Below are 17,523 nucleotides of genomic sequence, written 5' to 3'. Positions count from 1 at the left end.
GATGTCGCGGATCGGAAAGAAGGCGGTCGCCGTCCCCACCGGGGTTACGGTCACCATCTCCGGCCAAACGGTGTCGGTGAAGGGCCCCAAGGGGGAACTCGCCTGGACCGTGGCCGAAGAAATCGAGGTCAAGCAGGAGGGCGCCGAGCTGGTGCTGTCCAAGCGTGTCGAGAACACGCGTGCTCAGGCCATGTGGGGTCTGTCCCGCACGCTGGTCGCCAACATGGTCCATGGGGTCACCCAGGGCTATGAGGAGACCCTCGAGCTGGTCGGCGTCGGCTATCGCGCGGCGATGAAGGGCAATGCGCTCTCCATGCAGCTGGGCTTCAGCCACGAGGTGGACGTTCCTCCGCCCGAAGGCATCGCCTTCGCCGTGCCGAAGCAGACTGAAATCAAGATCAGCGGCATCGACAAGCAGGCGGTCGGCGAGATCGCCGCGCGCATCCGTCGTATCCGCCCGCCGGAGCCCTACAAGGGCAAGGGCGTGCGCTACGCGGGCGAGAAGGTGCGTCGCAAGGAAGGCAAGAAGAAGTAGGCCATGGCTCTTACTCCTCGTGAAACGTCCAAGCGCCGCGCCGAGCGCAACCGGATCCGCCTTCGCAAGCTGTCGAATGGCCGTCCGCGTCTGTCGGTGTTCCGTTCGGACAAGAACATCTACGCCCAGGTCATCGATGATGCGAACGGCGTGACCCTGGCCTCGGCCTCGTCCCTCGAGGGCGAAGGCAAGACCAAGGGTTCCGACAAGGACGCCGCCGCTCGCGTCGGCGCTCTCGTCGCCCAGCGCGCGATTGAAAAAGGCGTCAAGGACGTCGTCTTCGATCGTGGCGGCTACATCTATCACGGCCGGGTGAAGGCGCTGGCTGACGCCGCGCGCGAAGCCGGCTTGAATTTCTAGGGGTAATCCAATGGCTCGTGGAAACGAACAACGCGGCGAAGGCGGTCAACGCCGGGGCCGGGACCGGAACGCCCCGCAGGAAGAGCGCGCCGACAGCGACATCGTCGAGAAGCTGGTGCACATCAACCGCGTTGCCGCGACTGTGAAGGGTGGCCGTCGTTTCTCGTTCGCCGCCCTGATGATCGTCGGCGACCAGAAGGGCCGCGTCGGCTTCGGTCATGGCAAGGCGCGTGAAGTGCCGGAAGCCATCCGCAAGGCGACCGAAGAAGCCAAGAAGTCGATGATCCGTGTGCCGCTCCGCGAGAGCCGCACCCTGCACCACGACGGCAAGGGCCGTTGGGGCGCTGGCAAGGTCATGGTCCGTGCGGCGCCCGCCGGCACCGGCGTGATCGCCGGCGGTCCGATGCGCGCCGTGCTCGAAACCCTGGGCGTCCAGGACGTGGTCGGCAAGTCAGTCGGCTCGTCCAATCCCTACAACATGGTGCGCGCGACCTTTGAGGCGCTGAAGGCTCAGTCTTCGCCCCGCCAGGTCGCCAACAAGCGTGGCAAGAAGGTCGCCGACGTGCTGGGCCGCAAGGCTGACGGCGCTCCGGTCGCCACCGACGGAGAATAAGTCATGGCTAAGGTCACCGTTCGTCAGACGGCGAGCCCCATTCGCCGGACCAAGGACCAGCGCGCGACTCTCGCGGGTCTGGGCCTGAACAAGATTGGTCGCACCGCGATCCTGGAGGACACCCCCTCCGTGCGCGGCATGATCGCCAAGGTCCACCATCTGGTGGAAGTGCTCGAAGGCTAAGGCCTCAAGGGGCGGCGGAGACGCCGCCCCTGTTCGCGCATCGGCCCGGGGTTCCGGGCCATTCGTTTTTACATCAGCCGAGTCGGGGGCGGGCCCCCGGCGACAGATCTCCAAGGAGAGGCATCCCATGACCAAGCTCAATGAACTCGCCCCGGCGCCGGGCTCCACCAAGAACCGCATGCGCGTCGGTCGCGGCCCGGGTTCGGGCAAGGGCAAGACCGCCGGTCGCGGTGTGAAGGGCCAGAAGGCGCGCTCCGGCGTCGCCATCGCCGGCTTCGAAGGCGGTCAGATGCCGCTGCACATGCGCATGCCCAAGCGCGGCTTCAACAATCCCTTCGCCCTCGAGTTCGCGGAAGTGAACCTGTGGCGTCTGGAGCAGGCCTTCGCCGCCGGCAAGCTCGACGCCAAGAAGCCGATCGACGCCGCCGCCCTGCTGGCCGCCGGCGTGATCCGTCGCGAACGCGACGGCGTCCGTCTGCTGGGCAAGGGCGAGATCAAGACCAAGATCAACATCACGGTCTATTCGGCCTCCGCCGGGGCCAAGGCCGCCGTGGAAGCCGCCGGCGGCACGGTCACCACGACCATGCCGGTCGAGAGCGACGCGCCCAAGGGCAAGCTGCAGAAGAAGGTCAAGGCCGAGGCCTGAGGCCAAACACCCTCTCCCTCGTGGGGAGGGTGGATGGCGCGGCGCGCCTGAGGGGTGGGGGCTCGGTCCGGCCGAACCCCACCTTGGCCGGCGCGCTGGCCAGTCCCTTCCCACAAGGGGGAGGGAAGGGCTGACAGAGCCTGTCAGACACCCTATGTACGACCAGTCTTAAACGCTCGGGGACTTGCATGGCTTCGGCCGCCGAACAGCTCGCAGCCAATATGAACTTCGGCGCCTTTCAAAAGGCGACGGAGCTTCACAAGCGTATCTGGTTCACGCTCATCGCGATGATCGTCTATCGGCTCGGGACCTATATCCCGATCCCCGGCATCGACATCGAAGCCTTCTCCCGGGTGTTCGAGGGGCAGTCCAAGGGCATCCTGGGCATGTTCAACATGTTCTCGGGCGGCGCCGTGCAGCGCATGGCGATCTTTTCCCTGAACGTCGGCCCCTATATCTCCGCCTCGATCATCGTCCAGCTGCTCGGCACGGTCTATCCGCCGTGGGAGAAGATGCGCAAGGAAGGCGGGGAGGCGGGGCGCAAGACGCTCAACCAATATACCCGCTACCTGACTGTGGTCCTGGCCTTGCTGCAGTCCTTCGCCATCGCCACGGGGCTGCAGGCCAGCCCGGGCCTGGTGGTCAATCCGGGCCTGTTCTTCGTGGTCTCCACGGTCATCACCCTGACCGGCGGCACCCTGTTCCTGATGTGGCTGGGCGAGCAGATCACCAGCCGTGGCGTCGGCAACGGCGTGTCCCTGATCATCTTCGCCGGCATCGTCGCCAATCTGCCCACCGGTGTGTGGCAGTTGCTGACCGTCATGCGCACCGGCCAGATGTCCACCTTCGGCGGTCTCGCCATCCTGGTGGTCGCAGTCGCGGCCATCCTGTCCATCGTCTTCATGGAACGCTCGCAGCGCCGGCTCCTGGTGCAATATCCGAAGCGCCAGCAGGGCAATCGGATGTTCGGCGGCGACACCTCGTTCCTGCCGCTGAAGGTCAACACCTCCGGCGTCATCCCGCCAATCTTCGCCTCGTCGCTGCTGCTCTTGCCGACGACGGCCTTGAGCTTCCTGACCGCGGCCAATCTGCCAAGCCAGCTTCAGTGGCTGCCGACCGTGGTCGGCAAGCTGCAGCACGGACAGCCGCTGTTCATGGTGCTGTACGCGGCCCTGATCATCTTCTTCTGTTTCTTCTACACCTCGGTCGTCTTCAATCCGGAGGACACGGCGGAGAACCTGCGCAAGTACGGCGGCTTCCTGCCGGGGATTCGCCCGGGTAAGCGGACGGCGGAGTATCTGGACTTTGTCCTGACCCGCCTGACGGTCATCGGCGCGGTCTACATCACCGTGGTCTGCCTGGTGCCGGAGATCTTCATCAGCGCCTTTCACGCGCCCTTCTATCTGGGCGGCACCTCGATCCTGATCGTGGTGAGCGTGACCATGGATACGGTCACTCAGATTCAATCGCACCTTCTGGCCCACCAGTATGAGGGCCTGATCAAGAAGTCGAAGCTGCGCGGGGTGCGCGGGCGTTAATTTCAGACGCCTGGCCGCGGTTCAACCGGTCATGGGGATGACCGGCGGGGAGGGATAAGACCACTATGAATTTGATCCTGTTCGGACCGCCAGCGGCGGGGAAGGGCACCCAGGCCAAGCGTCTGGTGGAGGACCGCAAGATGGTCCAGCTCTCGACCGGTGACATGCTGCGCGCCGCCATCGCCTCGGGCTCCGAGCTCGGCAAGCGGGTAGAGGGCGTGATGCAGCGCGGCGAGCTGGTGACGGACGAGATTGTCATCGCGCTCATCGAAGAGCGCCTGCCAGAGGCCGAGGCTGCAGGCGGCGCGATCTTCGACGGGTTCCCGCGCACCCTGGCTCAGGCTGAGGCGCTGGACGCGATGCTCGCCAAGCGCGGCGCCAAGATCGATGTGGTGCTGCGACTGAAGGTGGACGACGAGGCGTTGATGACCCGGATCGCTGGGCGCTTCGCGGAGTCGGGCCGGCCGGACGACAATCCGGACAGCTTCAAGGTTCGGCTGGGCGCCTATAACGCCCAGACCGCGCCGCTGCTGCCCTACTACAAGGACCAGGGCAAACTGGTCGAACTGGACGGCATGGGCTCGATCGAGTCGGTGGCCGGCGGGATCGACCAGGCGCTGGTCAGGCTTCAGGCTTAGGGGCCTGGGCTGACGAATCGCTCCATGCCCCCGGGCGTGGACGGGTTTTACGGACGTCGCGGCCCCTTCGGGGGGCGTGCCGGCCCGAAGATGAAGACCGGTTCGCCGAATTTCCCCGGCCAGGCCCCGCAAGGGCCTTTGCGGGGAGTAAAATTCGTTAAACCGGGCATTGACGGAAGCGTAACGATCCCTATAACGGGCCGCTTCCGCGAAACGCGCGATCGCCGCGCTGGCCTTCCCGTCAGGGATGCAGGGGCCGGGGCGTCGTTCGCGCATCTCTGCGTGACCAGGAGAATACACGACGTGGCCCGTATCGCCGGCGTAAACATTCCGACTAACAAGCGCGTCGTCATCGCGCTTCAGTACATCCATGGCATCGGCCAGGCTAAGGCCCGCCAGATCGTGGACAAGGTTGGCATCGAGGACGCTCGTCGCGTCAATCAGCTGACCGATGCTGAGGTGCTGCAGATTCGCGAAACCATCGACCGTGACTTCACCGTCGAAGGGGACCTGCGTCGCGAGACGGCGGTCAACATCAAGCGTCTGATGGACCTGGCCTGCTACCGCGGCCTGCGTCACCGCAAGGGCCTTCCGGTCCGCGGTCAGCGCACGCACACCAACGCCCGCACCCGCAAGGGTCCGGCTAAGCCGATCGCCGGCAAGAAGAAGTAAGAGAGCTCAGCGATGGCCAAAGAACCGGCTCGCGTCAAAAAGCGCGAACGCAAGAACATCACCTCGGGCGTGGCGCACGTGAACGCCTCGTTCAACAACACCATGATCACCATCACCGACGCGCAAGGGAACACGATCTCGTGGTCCTCGGCCGGCATGATGGGCTTCAAGGGTTCCCGGAAGTCGACGCCCTACGCCGCCCAGATGGCCGCGGAAGACGCCGGCAAGAAGGCCGCCGAGCATGGCGTGAAGACGCTGGAAGTCAACGTTTCCGGCCCGGGTTCGGGACGTGAGTCCGCTCTTCGCGCGCTGCAGTCGGTGGGTATGACCATCACGACCATTCGTGACGTGACCCCCATTCCGCACAACGGCTGCCGGCCGCCCAAGCGCCGGCGCGTCTGAGTACCGAAGTACTGCTATCCCCATGCGCCGGACCGCGTAAGCCGCGTCCGGCGATCCTGCGTTCGAGGGACATCCATCCGTGATCGAAAGAAACTGGAACGAGCTCATCCGTCCCGAGAAGCCGATGATCGAGACCGGCCAAGACGCGAACCGCAAGGCGCGTCTGGTGGCCGAACCTCTCGAGCGCGGCTTCGGCGTGACGCTGGGCAACAGCCTGCGTCGTGTTCTCCTATCCTCGCTGCAAGGCGCCGCTGTGACGGCCGTGCAGATCGATGGTGTGGTGCACGAATTCTCCTCGCTTGAAGGCGTCCGCGAAGACGTCGTCGACATCGTCCTGAACATCAAGCAGATGGCGCTGCGCATGCACGCCGAAGGCCCCAAGCGCATGACCCTGCGCGCCACGGGCCCCGGCGCTGTTACGGCCGGCCAGATTGAGTCCGGCGGCGACATCGAGATCCTGAACCCCGACCACGTGCTCTGCACCCTGGACGACGGCGCCACCGTGCGCATGGAGTTCACCGTGCAGAACGGCAAGGGTTATGTGCCCGCCGAACTGAACCGTCCGGAAGACGCGCCCATCGGCCTGATCGCCGTGGACAGCCTCTATTCGCCGGTCAAGCGCGTCGCCTATCGTGTCGAGCCGACCCGTCAGGGCCAGAGCCTCGACTACGACAAGCTGATCATGGAAGTGGAGACCAACGGCGCCGTTTCGCCGGTGGACGCCGTGGCCTACGCCGCCCGCATCCTGCAGGACCAGCTGCAGATCTTCATCACCTTCGAAGAGCCGAAGAAGAAGGTCGAAGGCGAAGCCAAGCCGGAACTGCCGTTCAACCCGGCGCTGCTGAAGAAGGTCGACGAGCTCGAGCTCTCGGTCCGTTCGGCCAACTGCCTGAAGAACGACAACATCGTCTATATCGGCGACCTGATCCAGAAGACCGAGGCGGAGATGCTCCGCACCCCGAACTTCGGACGCAAGTCGCTGAACGAGATCAAGGAAGTGCTCGCGGGCATGAACCTGCATCTCGGCATGGACGTGCCGAACTGGCCGCCCGAGAACATCGAAGAACTGGCCAAGAAGTTCGAAGACCAGATGTAATACGGCCCAAAATCTGCGCAGCAGATTTTGGATCTAGAAGTCGGAGCAGGTTCGGGCGGCGGAACATTTCCGCCTAACGTGCTCCCCGCGCCGACTCCGGGCTGCTTCGGCGGTCTGGGCCTGATGAAGCCGCACCAGCGGTGAAGGGCCCCGGCGCATCGTGTTGACCCAAGCGGGAGCTGTTTGGGATTGATCAGGTTGGAGCGCTCCCGTGGATATCGGGGGCCTCAAAGCGGGCCGAAGGGCTCTGGAGATTTTATATGCGTCACGGAAAAGCCCACCGCAAACTGGGTCGCACCAGCGCCCACCGCACCGCGATGTTCGCCAATATGGCGGCGAGCCTGATCAAGCACGAGCAGATCGTGACCACCCTGCCCAAGGCCAAGGAGCTCCGGCCCGTGGTCGAGAAGCTGATCACCCTGGCCAAGCGCGGCGACCTGCATGCGCGTCGCCAGGCGATCAGCACGGTGCGTGACGTCGAACAGGTCGGTAAGCTCTTCGCCGTGCTGGGTCCGCGCTACAAGGACCGCATGGGCGGCTATTGCCGCGTCCTGAAGGCCGGCTATCGCTATGGCGACAACGCGGCCGTCGCCGTGATCGAGTTCGTCGACCGTGATCCGTCGGAAAAGGGCAAGGACTCCGGTCCGGTCCAGGTCTCCGGCGGCTTCGACGACGAATAGGGCTTCCAGCCTCGCGAATTTTCAGAGCCCCGGACAGCGATGTCCGGGGCTTTTGCGTTTTCAGTCCGTCATGGAAGCGCGTTAGATCAGGGGTGATGAACAAGCTCCTCTGCGCCCTGGGCGCCCTGTTGTGCCTGGTTGGCGCTCCGGCCTTCGCGGCGGATCGGCCCCTGACCCTGCTGATCTCCATCGACGGCTTCCGGGCCGACTATCTGGACCGGGGTGTGACCCCGGCGCTCAGCGCGCTTGCAGCCGGCGGCGTCCGCGCCAAGGCCGGCATGCGGCCGTCCTTCCCCTCGCTGACCTATCCCAATCACTACACGCTGGTGACCGGTCTGAGGCCCGACCATCACGGGTTGGTGGACAATGTGATGGTCGACGCCACGCGGCCGGGACAGACCTTCCGGATGGGGGCCAAGGGCATCGCCTGGGACCGCTTCTGGTGGGATGGCGGCACGCCGATCTGGGTGACGGCCGAGCAGGCGGGCCTCCGCACCGCGACCATGTTCTGGCCGGGCTCGGACCTCGATGTCCAGGGCGTGCGCCCCCACGACTGGCTGATGTTCAACCAGGCTGTCCTGGCCCCGGCGCGGGTGGACCAGGTCCTGGCCTGGGTCGATCGCCCGCCAGCGGAACGGCCCAGCTTCATCACCCTCTATTTCGACGACGTCGACACGGCCGGCCACTATTTCGGGCCGGATAGTCGCGAGGTCGAGCAGGCGGCGGGGCGCGTCGACGCCCAGATCGGCCGCCTGGTCGCCGGGCTCAAGGATCGCGGGCTCGCCGCGAACATCGTGGTGGTCGCCGACCATGGCATGGCGCCGGTCTCCAAGGACCGCATCGCCTATATCGATGACGTCGCTCCGGCAGAGAGCCTGAACATCATCACCATGGGATCCTCCATTGAGCTGTTCCCGGCGGCGGGCCAAGAGGCCGAGGTCCGGCGCGCCGTGATCGGCCGCCACCCGCACTTCACCTGCTGGCCCAAGGCGCGCCTGCCGGTCCATCTGCACTTCGGAACCCATCCCCGGATCCCGCCCATTGTCTGCGTGGCGCAGACGGGGTGGATGCTCGAGACCCATGCCGGCCAGGCCAAGCACCCCATGGTCTACAAGGGCGCCCATGGCTTCGATCCCTATGACCCGACGATGCGGGCGCTGTTCGTGGCGGCGGGGCCAGACTTCAAGCCGGGGGTGGTGTTGCCGGTCTTCGACAATGTCGATGTCTATCCGCTATTGGCCCGGCTGGTCGGGGTGACGCCCCTGAAGGGCGACGGCGATCTCGCCCCCCTGCAGGCCGCGCTCACCCATTGAGGGGCGGCCGGCCAGGGGGCATGCTGGCGCCATGGACGGCGCCGAGACCCGCCTGGAAGGCTTCATCGCCAAATACGCCGACGCTACGGCGATCCAGGCTCGGCTGGCGATCGCGGAGATGCGCCGGCGGCTGCCCGGGGCGATCATCCTGGTCTACGACAACTACAACGCCCTGGCCGTCGGCTTCGGGGCCACGGACAAGCAGGCGGGCCTGGTGTTCTCCATCGCCGTCTATCCCCGCTGGGTCAGCCTGTTCTTCGCCCGGGGCATCGGGCTCAACGATCCCGATGGCCTGCTGAGGGGCGAGGGGAGCCGGGTGCGCCACATCGTGCTCGAAGGGGCTCAGAGTTTGGACGATCCCCGCGTCCGCGCCCTGATGGACCAGGCCCTGACCCGGGCCGATCCGCCCATAGACGCCCGTCAGCCCAGCCGGCTGATCATCCAGTCGGTGTCGGCGAAACAACGCCCACGCCGGGCGGGTTGACATAGTTGCATAATTGAAGAAATATTATCGCAAGATGAAATGAAGTGCGCCTGCCGGGGAGGTGGCCAAGATGACCGAACGTTCCGCCATCGTCCCGGTGATCTGGTATCGCGACCCCCGCGCGGCCATCGCCTGGCTGGAACGGGCCTTCGGGTTCGAGCCCCTGATGATCGTCGATGACGGCCAGGGCGGGGTGGCGCATTCCGAGCTGGGCTTCCGGGGCGGCCTGGTCATGTTGGTCGGCCCGCCGCGGGACCATGCGGTCAGCCCGAGCCAGTTCGGCGGACGCTCCACCCAATCGGTCCACGTGCAACTGCCCGACGGCCTCGACGCCCATTGCGAGCGGGCCCGGGCGGCCGGCGCCCGCATCGCCCGCGAACCGGAGACCCAGGCCTATGGGGACCGGGTCTACACCTGCTTCGATCCTGAGGATCACCCCTGGTCCTTCGGCCAGACCCTGGTCGTCCTGTCGGCGGCCCAGATGGCCGAGGCGACGGGCCACGACATCACCACCCAGCTGGAGCGCCCATCATGACCCGCAGTCTGAGTTCGGCCCTGTTCTATCGCGATCCCCGCGCGGCCCTGGCCTGGTTGGCTGAGGCCATGGGCTTCGAGTTGGTCATGCTGCTGGAAGACGCCGAAGGCAATGTCGCCCATTCCCAGATGGCCTTTGGCGATAGCCGGGTGATGATCGGATCGGAATGGTCGGCGGACCACCAGAGCCCGGCCTCGGTCGGAGGTCGCAACACCCAGGCCGTGCACGTCAATATCGACGAGGACGTCGACGCCCATTGCGAACGGGCGCGGCGGGCGGGCGGCGTGATCCTGGTCGAGCCGGAAACCCAGTTCTATGGCGCGCGGACCTATCGCTGCCGCGATCCGGAGGGCCACATCTGGACGGTGTCCCAAGCCGTCAAGCAGGTCAGCCGCGAGGAGGCCGAGGCGATAACGGGTCTCAAGATCACCGGCTGGGAATGACCGCGGCCCTCGCTCTCGACCGCACCTTGGCGGCCCTGGCCGATCCCTGCCGTCGCCAGGTGGTGGATCTGCTGGCGCGCGGTCCCCGCGCCGCCGGGGACCTCGCCCGCGAGGTTGGGGTGCCAGCCCCGGCGATGAGCCGTCACCTCAAGGCCCTGAAGGACTCAGGCCTGGTGGAGGACAGCCACCCCGCCTTCGACGCCCGTGTCCGTGTCTATGCCCTGAGGCCTGAACCCATGATCCATCTGCTGCGCTGGCTGGAAGAGTCCGAACGGCTGTGGAGTGAGCAGCTGCTGGCCTTCAAGGCCCATGTCGAGCGCCAGGCGTGAGTTCCAAGGTCTTCGTCGCCCTGCGGGTGAAGGCCTCCCGCGAGCGCGCCTTCGAGGCCTTCGTCGGCGAGATCGGCGCCTGGTGGCGACCGAACATGCTGTTTGCGACCACGCCGCGCCCACCGGGCCGCCTGGCCTTCGAGGCGGGAGAGGGCGGTCGACTCACCGAGACGCTCGCCAATGGCAAGGTGTTCGAGATCGGCCGCATCCTGGCCTGGGCGCCGCCGGAGCGCCTGGTGTTTTCCTGGCGCCAGGCCAGCTTTCCGCCGGACCTGACGACCGAAGTCGAGGTGCGGTTCGAGGCGGTGGGCGAGGAGACCCGGGTCAGCGTCGAGCATCGCGGCTTCGACCAGGTCCCCCGCGACAATGTCGCCCGCCATGGATTCCCGGACCAGGCGCTCGGCATGCGGCTGGCCGAATGGTGGCGCGACCTGCTAACCGGCCTGGGCGACGCGGCTCAGTGACCGGCTTGTCAGAGTTCTTGCTTTGTTTCATGTTGCGCGTGAGGGGACCCCGACCATGACTCAATCCGATCCGGCCACGCCCGGCGGGCGCAACGCCGCCTTCCGCTTCATCTTCGTCTGCGCCCTGATGAACGCGGTGTCGTTCGGCATCATGATCCCGGTGCTGCCCAACCTGATCAAGTCGTTCGTCGGCGGCGACACCGCCCACGCGTCGGAGATCAGCATGGTGTTCTCGGTCTCCTGGGGGCTGATGCAGTTCTTCTGCGGCCCGATCCTCGGCATGTTGTCGGACCGGATCGGGCGGCGGCCGGTGCTGCTGATCTCGTTCTTCGGTCTGGCGATCGACTTCGTGTTCATGACCTTCGCGCCGACCCTGGCCTGGCTGTTCATCGGCCGGATCATCAATGGGGCGACCGCCGCCAGCTTCTCCACCGCCAACGCCTATGTCGCCGACGTCACCGCACCGGAGGCTCGGGCCAAGACCTTCGGCATGATGGGGGCGGCGTTCAGTTTCGGCTTCCTGATCGGCCCCGTCATGGGCGGCTTCCTGGCCGGCGGGGCGATGCAGCACCTGATCGGGAATTTCGCCCTGCGGCTGCCGTTCCTGGTCGCCGGCGTCCTGACCGCGATCAACTGGCTCTATGGCTATTTCATCCTGCCGGAGTCCCTGCCGGTGGAGCGTCGGATGACCCGGTTCGACTGGGCGCGGGCCAATCCCGTCGGGTCGCTGGGCTTCCTGAAGGCGCACGGGTCGCTGCTGGGGCTGGCGACGACCGGGTTCCTGTTCCAGATCTCCCACACCGTCCTGCCGTCGATCTTCGTGCTCTATGCCGGCTATCGCTATCATTGGGGCAGCGACATCGTCGGCTTGACCCTGCTGCTGACCGGCCTGCTTGGCATTCTCGTCCAGACCCGTCTGGTCGGACCGGTCGTCGGCCGGATCGGTGAGCGCGGTTCGCTGCTGCTGGGTACGCTCGGCGGGGCGCTTGGCTTCGCCCTCTACGGCTTCGCTCCCAATGGCTGGGCCTATGTGGCCGCGGCGCCTGTCTTCGCCCTGATCAATTTCGTGCAGCCGGGGCTCCAGGGGCTGATGACGCGCCGGGTGGGGCCGCAGGAGCAGGGCCGCCTCCAGGGCGCCAACCAGAGCCTGCAGGGCATCGCCTCGATCCTGGGCCCGCTGGTGTTCAATGGCGCCTTCACCTACGCCGTGCTGCATGACGCCACCCTGCATGCGCCCGGCCTGCCGATCTTCATCTCGTCGAGCCTGATGCTGACCGCCTTCTTCCTGGCGGTGAAAGTGGGTCGTCCCCTGGAGCCCGCCGCCGCCCTCGCCTAGAGGGCGCTTTCGGGCTTGCCACAACCAGATGGGCGGATAGGATCACGCGATGGAAATGACGACGACAGACGGGACCATGGCGGCCTAAGCACGGGGCCCGCCGGCGCGTGACGCCCGGCCAGACCCCTTCGCCCCTTCCGAATTCCGCTCCGCCCGCGCCCTTCGCGCGGGCGCGTCGAGTGTCTCCCATGACTCATGATCCGATTTCCGCCCCGGGCGAGACCGCGCGCGCGGCCGTCCGCCAGGCCGGGCTGCCCTTCATCGCCATCACCATCTGCCTGGACGTGGTGTCCCATTCGATGGTGTTCCCGGTCCTGCCCCGGCTGGTCGAGGGGCTGGTCGGCGGCCAGGTCTCCTCCGCCGCCCGCTGGGTGGGGGTGCTGGTCGCCGCCTGGTCGGTGGCCCAGTTCTTCGCCGCGCCGGTGATCGGCATGTTGTCAGACCGCTTCGGCCGCCGGCCGGTGATCCTGATCTCGATCTTCGGCCTCAGCCTCGATCTGGCGATCATGGCGCTCGCCCCGACGCTGGCCTGGCTGTTGGTCGGCCGCATCCTCTGCGGCCTGACTGCCGGCGCCCAGGGCGCGGCCATGGCCTATGTGGCCGACATCACCCCGCAGGAAGATCGGGCCAAGAGCTATGGCTGGCTGAACGCCGCGGCCTGGACCGGGGTGATCCTGGGCCCGGCGCTGGGCGGCCTGATGGGCGCCTGGAACCCGCGCGCGCCGTTCTGGCTGGCCGCCGCCGTCGCCCTGGGCAACGGCCTCTATGGCCTGCTGGTCTTGCCGGAATCCCTGCCGCGCGACCGGCGCGCGCCCATGCGCTGGGCCAAGGCCAATCCGATCGGGGCTCTGGGTCTGCTGGTGTCGCGTCCGGGACTGCCGGTCCTGGCCCTGGCGCTCTTGCTGCTGTGGTTCGCCATGTTCGCCATGAACAGCGTCTTCGTGCTCTACACGGCCTACCGCTACGCCTGGGATCCTCTGGCGCTCGGGGTGTTCTGCAGCGCGCTCGCGGCGGTCAATATCGTGGTCACCAGCCAGCTTTCCGGCCGCGCCGTCACCTGGATCGGCGAACGCAGGACCCTGCTGGCCGGCCTGGTCGCCCAGGTGATCGGCTTCCTCGCCTGCGGCCTGGCGCCCACCGGGGTGCTGTTCTGGATCGCCAATATCCCGATGACCCTGGCCAACATCGCCGGCCCGGCCTTGCAGGCCATGATGACGGCCAAGGTCGAGCCGGACGAACAGGGACGCCTGCAGGGGGCCATGGGCGGCATATCCAGCCTCACCGGCCTGTTCGGTCCCATCGCCTTCACCCAGATCTTCGCCCTGGCCATCGCCGCCGGCCGGGGGCCGGCCTGGTCCGGCGTAACCATACTGGTCGGCGGGGCGTTGAGCTTGATCGCCGGCCTGCTGGTGCTGTTCTTCACGCGCGAGAGCGCAGGGGCCCCTGATCCGGCCTAGCCCCCGCCATCATTGCGCCCGAAACCTCGGCTGTTTTTCGGGTCCACCTATCGGAGACTTCATGCGCGCTCACCGCCTCCTGATCCCGGCCCTGGTCCTGCTGGCGGCCTGCTCGGATCCCTCGGCCCGGTCCAACGCCCAGATCCCGCCGCTCGCCCAGCCGACCCGGGCGGCGCCCGGCGACGCCGCGACCTTGAAGGTCTCCTTCGCGCCCGTGGTGAAGAAGGCGGCCCCCGCCGTGGTCAACATCTCCGCCAAGCGGGTGGTGCGCCAGCAGGCCGATCCCTTCTGGCAGCTGTTCGGCATGGGCGCCCCGCGCGAGCGGGTCGAGGGCTCGCTGGGCTCCGGTGTCCTGGTCCGCGCCGACGGGATCATCATCACCAACAACCACGTCATCGAAGGCAGCCAGGACATCACGGTGGGCCTGGCCGATCGGCGCGAATTTCCGGCCAAGGTGCTGCTGGCCGACCCCCGGGTCGACCTGGCGGTGCTGAAGATCGATGTCGGGGCCGAGCGCCTGCCGACGCTGGCCATCGACGACAGCGGCGAGACCCAGGTCGGCGACCTGGTCCTGGCCATCGGCGATCCCTTCGGCGTCGGCCAGACGGTGACCAATGGCATCATCTCGGCGTTGAACCGCTCGACCGACCCCAATGGCGACGCCGGCAACGCCTATATCCAGACCGATGCGGCCATCAATCCCGGCAATTCCGGCGGCGCCCTGGTCGACATGGACGGCGACCTGATCGGGGTGAACAGCTTCATCCTGTCCCGCTCAGGCTCCTCGGCCGGGGTGGGCTTCGCCATTCCGGCGGCCATGGTCCGCCGCATCGTCGAGACCGCGGCTGGCGGCGGCCACGCCCTGGTCCGTCCGTGGTTGGGCGCCCGCACCCAGACCGTGACCCCAGACATCGCCAAGAGCCTGGGCCTGCCGATCCCCCAAGGCGCCCTGGTCGCGGACCTCTGGCCCAACGGCCCGGCCGCCCGGGCCGGGCTGCGCCAGGGCGACGTGATCGTCTCGGTCGATGGCAAGTCGGTGGCCGACGCCGCCGCCGTCAGCTACGTGGTCGGCTCCAGCCGCCCGGGCCAGGCCCTCAAGCTCGGCATCCATCGCGGCGCGGGCGAGCAAGCTCTGATCCTGAAGGCCGAGGCGGCTCCCGCCACGCCGCCGCGTGACGAGAAGCTGCTGACCGGTCGCAATCCCTTCGATGGCGCCACCGTGGTCAATGTCTCGCCGGCGGTGGCCGACGAACTCGGCATCGATCCCTTCGCCGCCAAGGGGGTGATGGTGATCAATATCGGCCGGGGCTTCGCCATGAACGCCGGACTGCGCCCGGGCGATGTGATCAAGCGGGTGAATGGCCGCGACATCGCCACGGTCGGCGAACTGACCGGCGCGCTCAGCGCGGGCGGCGGCCAGTGGCAGGTGACCATCGTTCGCGAGGGCCAGGAGATCACCGGCAACTTCCGCACCTAGGCGCCCAAACGCGGCCTTGCCTCGCGCCGCGTCCCCGTCCCAACTGCATCATTCCAGTGGGGACGGGGGAGCAGGGCATGCGGATCAACAGGCGCGCGGTCGTAGGCTTGGGCTTGGCGGCGGGCGCCGCCCTGGCCAGGCCGGCGGAGGCCCAGACCCAGGTCGCGGTCACCGTCGCCGGCGGTCAGCCCGGCCGCTTCGCCGAAGCGCTGGACGAGATCGCGGCCTATGGCGCTCAGCACATGAGCGCCTACGGCCTGCCGGGCCTGACGCTTTCGGTGGTCGGGCCAGACGGCCTGACCGCCTTCATGCGCTATGGCCACGGCGACGCAGATCGTCGGGCGCCGATCAGCCCGGACCAGCTGTTCCAGGTGGGCTCGATCTCCAAGTCGTTCACGGCGCTCTGCGTGTTCAAGCTGATGGAAGCCGGCAAGCTCAGCCTGGATGCCGATGTCCGCGATCTGCTCCCCGACCTGCCGCTGCCCAGCGACGGGCCGACCACGGTCCAGAGCCTGCTGAACCACGGCTCCGGCCTGCCGGATGACGCGCCGATGTTCCCGCGTGGCGGGGACGGGCGGCTGTGGCGCGGCTTCGCGCCCGGGACCCACTGGTCCTATTCCAACCTCGGCTTCGCACTCCTGTCGCATCTGGTGGAGCGGATTTCGGGGCGGCCCTTCGCCGACTATCTGCAGGCCGAGATCCTGACCCCGCTCGGCATGACGGCGACCAAGCCGGCGATCCTGACCGGCGATCGGGCGCTCTATGCGGCCAGCTACGCGCCGTTCTACGCCGACCGGTCCTTCCCCCGCGCCGGCCCCCTGGGCCCTGGTCCCTGGACCGACATGACCGAGGGCTCGGGCTGCGTGGCCTCGACCGCCGCCGACATGGCCCGCTATGCCCGCTACCTGATTGCGGCCGGGTCCGGCCATGGCGCGCCGCTGTTGTCCGACGCCGCTGCGGCCCGGTTCTGCACGCCGAGCATCGACGCGCCCGGCTGGGCGGTGAAGGGGGCCAAATACGCCAATGGCCTGGCGGTCGTGCCGGTCGAGGATCGCCCCCTGCTGCACCACACCGGCGGCATGCTGTCGTTCAATTCGGCGATCCACATCGACCCCATCGCCGGGGTCGGCGCCTTCGCCAGCACCAATGTCGGCTTGATGGGCTATCGCCCCCGGGAACTGACCGCCTTTGCCTGCGCCCGGTTGCGAGCCGTGGTGGAGCCCCGTCCCGCCCCCAAGCCCACCCCGGTTCCGCATAAGACGCCGGACACCCCCGACGTGCTGGGTCGCTATGTCGACGCCAAGGGCGTGGCGCTGGAGGTTGCGGCCTCGGCGCGCGGCGTCACCGCCACCATGGCCGGCAAGGCGGTCGAGATGGAGCTGGCCGACGAGGACGCCTTCATCGCCGTCGATCCCGCCGCGACGCCCTTCGCCCTGGTCTTCCGTCGGACCGCCAAGCTGGTGACCCGGGTCTGGTGGGGCGAGACGGAATATGTCCGCTCGGGCCAGGCTTTCACCCCGCCCACCTCGCCGGCGCTCAAGGCCCTGACGGGCCACTATGGCAATGACGATCCCTGGCGCGGATCGTTCCATGTCCTGGCCCAGGGGGAGAAGCTCTATCTGGACGGGGGCACGCTGCTGACGCCGCTGCCCGGTGGCGGTTACCGGGTCGGCGACGACGACTGGTCACCGGAGCGTCTGTGGTTCGAGGCGATGGCGGGCGGGCGGCCGCAACGGCTGGTGCTGTCCGGCGTCGACTATTTGCGCCGGACCTAACGCGCGCTTCGCCGATTTGCTAAGGCTCCCCGATGGCCGACCTCTTCGAAGCTGCGGGGATGACCCCCCACGCGCCGTCCCCGCTCGCCGACCGTCTGCGCCCGCGGACGCTCGACGAGGTCGTGGGCCAGGATCACCTGCTGGGTCCCGAGGGCCCGATCGGCCGCATGGCGGAGGCCAGGCGCCTGGCCTCGATGATCCTGTGGGGGCCGCCCGGCACCGGCAAGACCACCATCGCCCGGCTGTTGGCCAAGGCGGCGGGCTATGAGTTCCAGCAGCTGTCGGCGGTGTTTTCCGGGGTCGCCGACCTGAAGAAGGCCTTTGAACAGGCCCGCATGCGCCGCTCGGCCGGCCAGTCGACCCTGTTGTTCGTCGATGAAATCCACCGGTTCAACCGCGCCCAGCAGGACGGCTTCCTGCCCTTCGTGGAGGAGGGGATCGTCACCCTGGTCGGCGCCACCACCGAGAACCCGTCCTTCGAACTGAATGGGGCGCTCCTGTCGCGTTGCCAGGTCTTCGTGCTCAAGCGGCTGGACGACGAAGCGCT

Annotated in this window: 22 protein-coding genes; all 22 read left to right on the top strand. The window is 67.5% G+C overall.

Going from position 1 to position 17,523, the window contains the following annotated elements:
* The first annotated feature begins 1 nt into the window (after position 1).
* Positions 2 to 535 carry a 50S ribosomal protein L6 gene (gene rplF, locus Q7P21_RS01640; RefSeq protein ID WP_304167450.1) on the top strand — a complete coding sequence of 178 codons (534 nt, stop codon included), beginning with the start codon at positions 2 to 4 and terminating at the stop codon, positions 533 to 535.
* Between the two features lie 3 nt (positions 536 to 538).
* Positions 539 to 895: a 50S ribosomal protein L18 gene (gene rplR, locus Q7P21_RS01635; RefSeq protein ID WP_304167453.1), complete on the top strand. Its 357-nt coding sequence runs from the start codon at positions 539 to 541 to the stop codon at positions 893 to 895.
* Positions 896 to 905: 10 nt separating this feature from the next.
* Positions 906 to 1,508, top strand: a complete 603-nt coding sequence (rpsE, locus tag Q7P21_RS01630) for a 30S ribosomal protein S5 (RefSeq protein WP_304167456.1) — start codon at positions 906 to 908, stop codon at positions 1,506 to 1,508.
* A 3-nt stretch (positions 1,509 to 1,511) separates the two neighbouring features.
* On the top strand, positions 1,512 to 1,691 hold the full coding sequence (rpmD, locus tag Q7P21_RS01625) for a 50S ribosomal protein L30 (RefSeq protein ID WP_304167459.1): 180 nt from the start codon (positions 1,512 to 1,514) through the stop codon (positions 1,689 to 1,691).
* Positions 1,692 to 1,818: 127 nt separating this feature from the next.
* Complete coding sequence (gene rplO, locus Q7P21_RS01620) at positions 1,819 to 2,337, top strand: 50S ribosomal protein L15 (protein WP_304167461.1); 519 nt, start codon at positions 1,819 to 1,821, stop codon at positions 2,335 to 2,337.
* Between the two features lie 188 nt (positions 2,338 to 2,525).
* Positions 2,526 to 3,875 (top strand): preprotein translocase subunit SecY, encoded by a 1,350-nt coding sequence (gene secY, locus Q7P21_RS01615; RefSeq protein ID WP_304167464.1) that lies wholly within the window; start codon positions 2,526 to 2,528, stop codon positions 3,873 to 3,875.
* Positions 3,876 to 3,940: 65 nt separating this feature from the next.
* A complete protein-coding gene (locus tag Q7P21_RS01610) occupies positions 3,941 to 4,513 on the top strand; it encodes an adenylate kinase (RefSeq protein ID WP_304167465.1) in 573 nt (190 codons plus the stop codon).
* 303 nt (positions 4,514 to 4,816) lie between these two features.
* Positions 4,817 to 5,185: a 30S ribosomal protein S13 gene (gene rpsM / locus Q7P21_RS01605; protein WP_304167466.1), complete on the top strand. Its 369-nt coding sequence runs from the start codon at positions 4,817 to 4,819 to the stop codon at positions 5,183 to 5,185.
* A gap of 12 nt (positions 5,186 to 5,197) precedes the next feature.
* A complete protein-coding gene (gene rpsK / locus Q7P21_RS01600; protein WP_242562628.1) occupies positions 5,198 to 5,587 on the top strand; it encodes a 30S ribosomal protein S11 in 390 nt (129 codons plus the stop codon).
* A gap of 79 nt (positions 5,588 to 5,666) precedes the next feature.
* Positions 5,667 to 6,683 carry a DNA-directed RNA polymerase subunit alpha gene (locus tag Q7P21_RS01595; protein WP_304167468.1) on the top strand — a complete coding sequence of 339 codons (1,017 nt, stop codon included), beginning with the start codon at positions 5,667 to 5,669 and terminating at the stop codon, positions 6,681 to 6,683.
* A 260-nt stretch (positions 6,684 to 6,943) separates the two neighbouring features.
* A complete protein-coding gene (gene rplQ, locus Q7P21_RS01590) occupies positions 6,944 to 7,363 on the top strand; it encodes a 50S ribosomal protein L17 (RefSeq protein ID WP_304167470.1) in 420 nt (139 codons plus the stop codon).
* 95 nt (positions 7,364 to 7,458) lie between these two features.
* Complete coding sequence (locus Q7P21_RS01585) at positions 7,459 to 8,676, top strand: ectonucleotide pyrophosphatase/phosphodiesterase (RefSeq protein ID WP_304167472.1); 1,218 nt, start codon at positions 7,459 to 7,461, stop codon at positions 8,674 to 8,676.
* 31 nt (positions 8,677 to 8,707) lie between these two features.
* Positions 8,708 to 9,160: a hypothetical protein gene (locus Q7P21_RS01580; RefSeq protein WP_304175426.1), complete on the top strand. Its 453-nt coding sequence runs from the start codon at positions 8,708 to 8,710 to the stop codon at positions 9,158 to 9,160.
* A gap of 70 nt (positions 9,161 to 9,230) precedes the next feature.
* Positions 9,231 to 9,695, top strand: a complete 465-nt coding sequence (locus Q7P21_RS01575) for a VOC family protein (RefSeq protein ID WP_304167477.1) — start codon at positions 9,231 to 9,233, stop codon at positions 9,693 to 9,695.
* Positions 9,692 to 10,138 (top strand): VOC family protein, encoded by a 447-nt coding sequence (locus Q7P21_RS01570; RefSeq protein WP_304167479.1) that lies wholly within the window; start codon positions 9,692 to 9,694, stop codon positions 10,136 to 10,138. Before Q7P21_RS01575 ends, Q7P21_RS01570 begins: the two co-directional genes overlap by 4 nt.
* On the top strand, positions 10,135 to 10,467 hold the full coding sequence (locus Q7P21_RS01565; protein WP_304167481.1) for a helix-turn-helix transcriptional regulator: 333 nt from the start codon (positions 10,135 to 10,137) through the stop codon (positions 10,465 to 10,467). Before Q7P21_RS01570 ends, Q7P21_RS01565 begins: the two co-directional genes overlap by 4 nt.
* A complete protein-coding gene (locus Q7P21_RS01560; RefSeq protein WP_304167483.1) occupies positions 10,464 to 10,931 on the top strand; it encodes an SRPBCC family protein in 468 nt (155 codons plus the stop codon). The genes Q7P21_RS01565 and Q7P21_RS01560 overlap by 4 nt, the downstream gene beginning before the upstream one ends.
* 55 nt (positions 10,932 to 10,986) lie before the next feature.
* A complete protein-coding gene (locus Q7P21_RS01555) occupies positions 10,987 to 12,267 on the top strand; it encodes a TCR/Tet family MFS transporter (protein ID WP_304167485.1) in 1,281 nt (426 codons plus the stop codon).
* A gap of 188 nt (positions 12,268 to 12,455) precedes the next feature.
* A complete protein-coding gene (locus Q7P21_RS01550) occupies positions 12,456 to 13,724 on the top strand; it encodes an MFS transporter (protein WP_304167487.1) in 1,269 nt (422 codons plus the stop codon).
* Positions 13,725 to 13,785: 61 nt separating this feature from the next.
* Positions 13,786 to 15,201 carry a Do family serine endopeptidase gene (locus Q7P21_RS01545; RefSeq protein WP_304175424.1) on the top strand — a complete coding sequence of 472 codons (1,416 nt, stop codon included), beginning with the start codon at positions 13,786 to 13,788 and terminating at the stop codon, positions 15,199 to 15,201.
* A 77-nt stretch (positions 15,202 to 15,278) separates the two neighbouring features.
* Positions 15,279 to 16,976 carry a serine hydrolase gene (locus tag Q7P21_RS01540; RefSeq protein ID WP_304175422.1) on the top strand — a complete coding sequence of 566 codons (1,698 nt, stop codon included), beginning with the start codon at positions 15,279 to 15,281 and terminating at the stop codon, positions 16,974 to 16,976.
* Positions 16,977 to 17,008: 32 nt separating this feature from the next.
* A partial coding sequence (locus tag Q7P21_RS01535; RefSeq protein ID WP_304175420.1) for an AAA family ATPase occupies positions 17,009 to 17,523 on the top strand: 515 nt, incomplete at its 3' end.

It is taken from the genome of Phenylobacterium aquaticum (assembly GCF_947378715.1).
Taxonomy (GTDB): domain Bacteria; phylum Pseudomonadota; class Alphaproteobacteria; order Caulobacterales; family Caulobacteraceae; genus Phenylobacterium; species Phenylobacterium aquaticum_A.
This window is presented reverse-complemented; position numbering and strand designations above follow the sequence as displayed.

Excerpts from the sequence above, each read along its gene's own strand:
- secY (WP_304167464.1), top strand. The coding sequence starts at position 2,526 with ATGGCTTCGGCCGCCGAACAGCTCGCAGCCAATATGAACTTCGGCGCC.
- Q7P21_RS01555 (WP_304167485.1), top strand. The coding sequence starts at position 10,987 with ATGACTCAATCCGATCCGGCCACGCCCGGCGGGCGCAACGCCGCCTTC.
- Q7P21_RS01540 (WP_304175422.1), top strand. The coding sequence starts at position 15,279 with ATGCGGATCAACAGGCGCGCGGTCGTAGGCTTGGGCTTGGCGGCGGGC.
- rplO (WP_304167461.1), top strand. The coding sequence starts at position 1,819 with ATGACCAAGCTCAATGAACTCGCCCCGGCGCCGGGCTCCACCAAGAAC.
- Q7P21_RS01570 (WP_304167479.1), top strand. The coding sequence starts at position 9,692 with ATGACCCGCAGTCTGAGTTCGGCCCTGTTCTATCGCGATCCCCGCGCG.
- Q7P21_RS01545 (WP_304175424.1), top strand. The coding sequence starts at position 13,786 with ATGCGCGCTCACCGCCTCCTGATCCCGGCCCTGGTCCTGCTGGCGGCC.
- rpsE (WP_304167456.1), top strand. The coding sequence starts at position 906 with ATGGCTCGTGGAAACGAACAACGCGGCGAAGGCGGTCAACGCCGGGGC.
- rplQ (WP_304167470.1), top strand. The coding sequence starts at position 6,944 with ATGCGTCACGGAAAAGCCCACCGCAAACTGGGTCGCACCAGCGCCCAC.
- Q7P21_RS01575 (WP_304167477.1), top strand. The coding sequence starts at position 9,231 with ATGACCGAACGTTCCGCCATCGTCCCGGTGATCTGGTATCGCGACCCC.
- rplF (WP_304167450.1), top strand. The coding sequence starts at position 2 with ATGTCGCGGATCGGAAAGAAGGCGGTCGCCGTCCCCACCGGGGTTACG.
- rpmD (WP_304167459.1), top strand. The coding sequence starts at position 1,512 with ATGGCTAAGGTCACCGTTCGTCAGACGGCGAGCCCCATTCGCCGGACC.
- Q7P21_RS01610 (WP_304167465.1), top strand. The coding sequence starts at position 3,941 with ATGAATTTGATCCTGTTCGGACCGCCAGCGGCGGGGAAGGGCACCCAG.
- Q7P21_RS01585 (WP_304167472.1), top strand. The coding sequence starts at position 7,459 with ATGAACAAGCTCCTCTGCGCCCTGGGCGCCCTGTTGTGCCTGGTTGGC.
- Q7P21_RS01565 (WP_304167481.1), top strand. The coding sequence starts at position 10,135 with ATGACCGCGGCCCTCGCTCTCGACCGCACCTTGGCGGCCCTGGCCGAT.
- Q7P21_RS01580 (WP_304175426.1), top strand. The coding sequence starts at position 8,708 with ATGGACGGCGCCGAGACCCGCCTGGAAGGCTTCATCGCCAAATACGCC.
- rplR (WP_304167453.1), top strand. The coding sequence starts at position 539 with ATGGCTCTTACTCCTCGTGAAACGTCCAAGCGCCGCGCCGAGCGCAAC.
- rpsK (WP_242562628.1), top strand. The coding sequence starts at position 5,198 with ATGGCCAAAGAACCGGCTCGCGTCAAAAAGCGCGAACGCAAGAACATC.
- Q7P21_RS01550 (WP_304167487.1), top strand. The coding sequence starts at position 12,456 with ATGACTCATGATCCGATTTCCGCCCCGGGCGAGACCGCGCGCGCGGCC.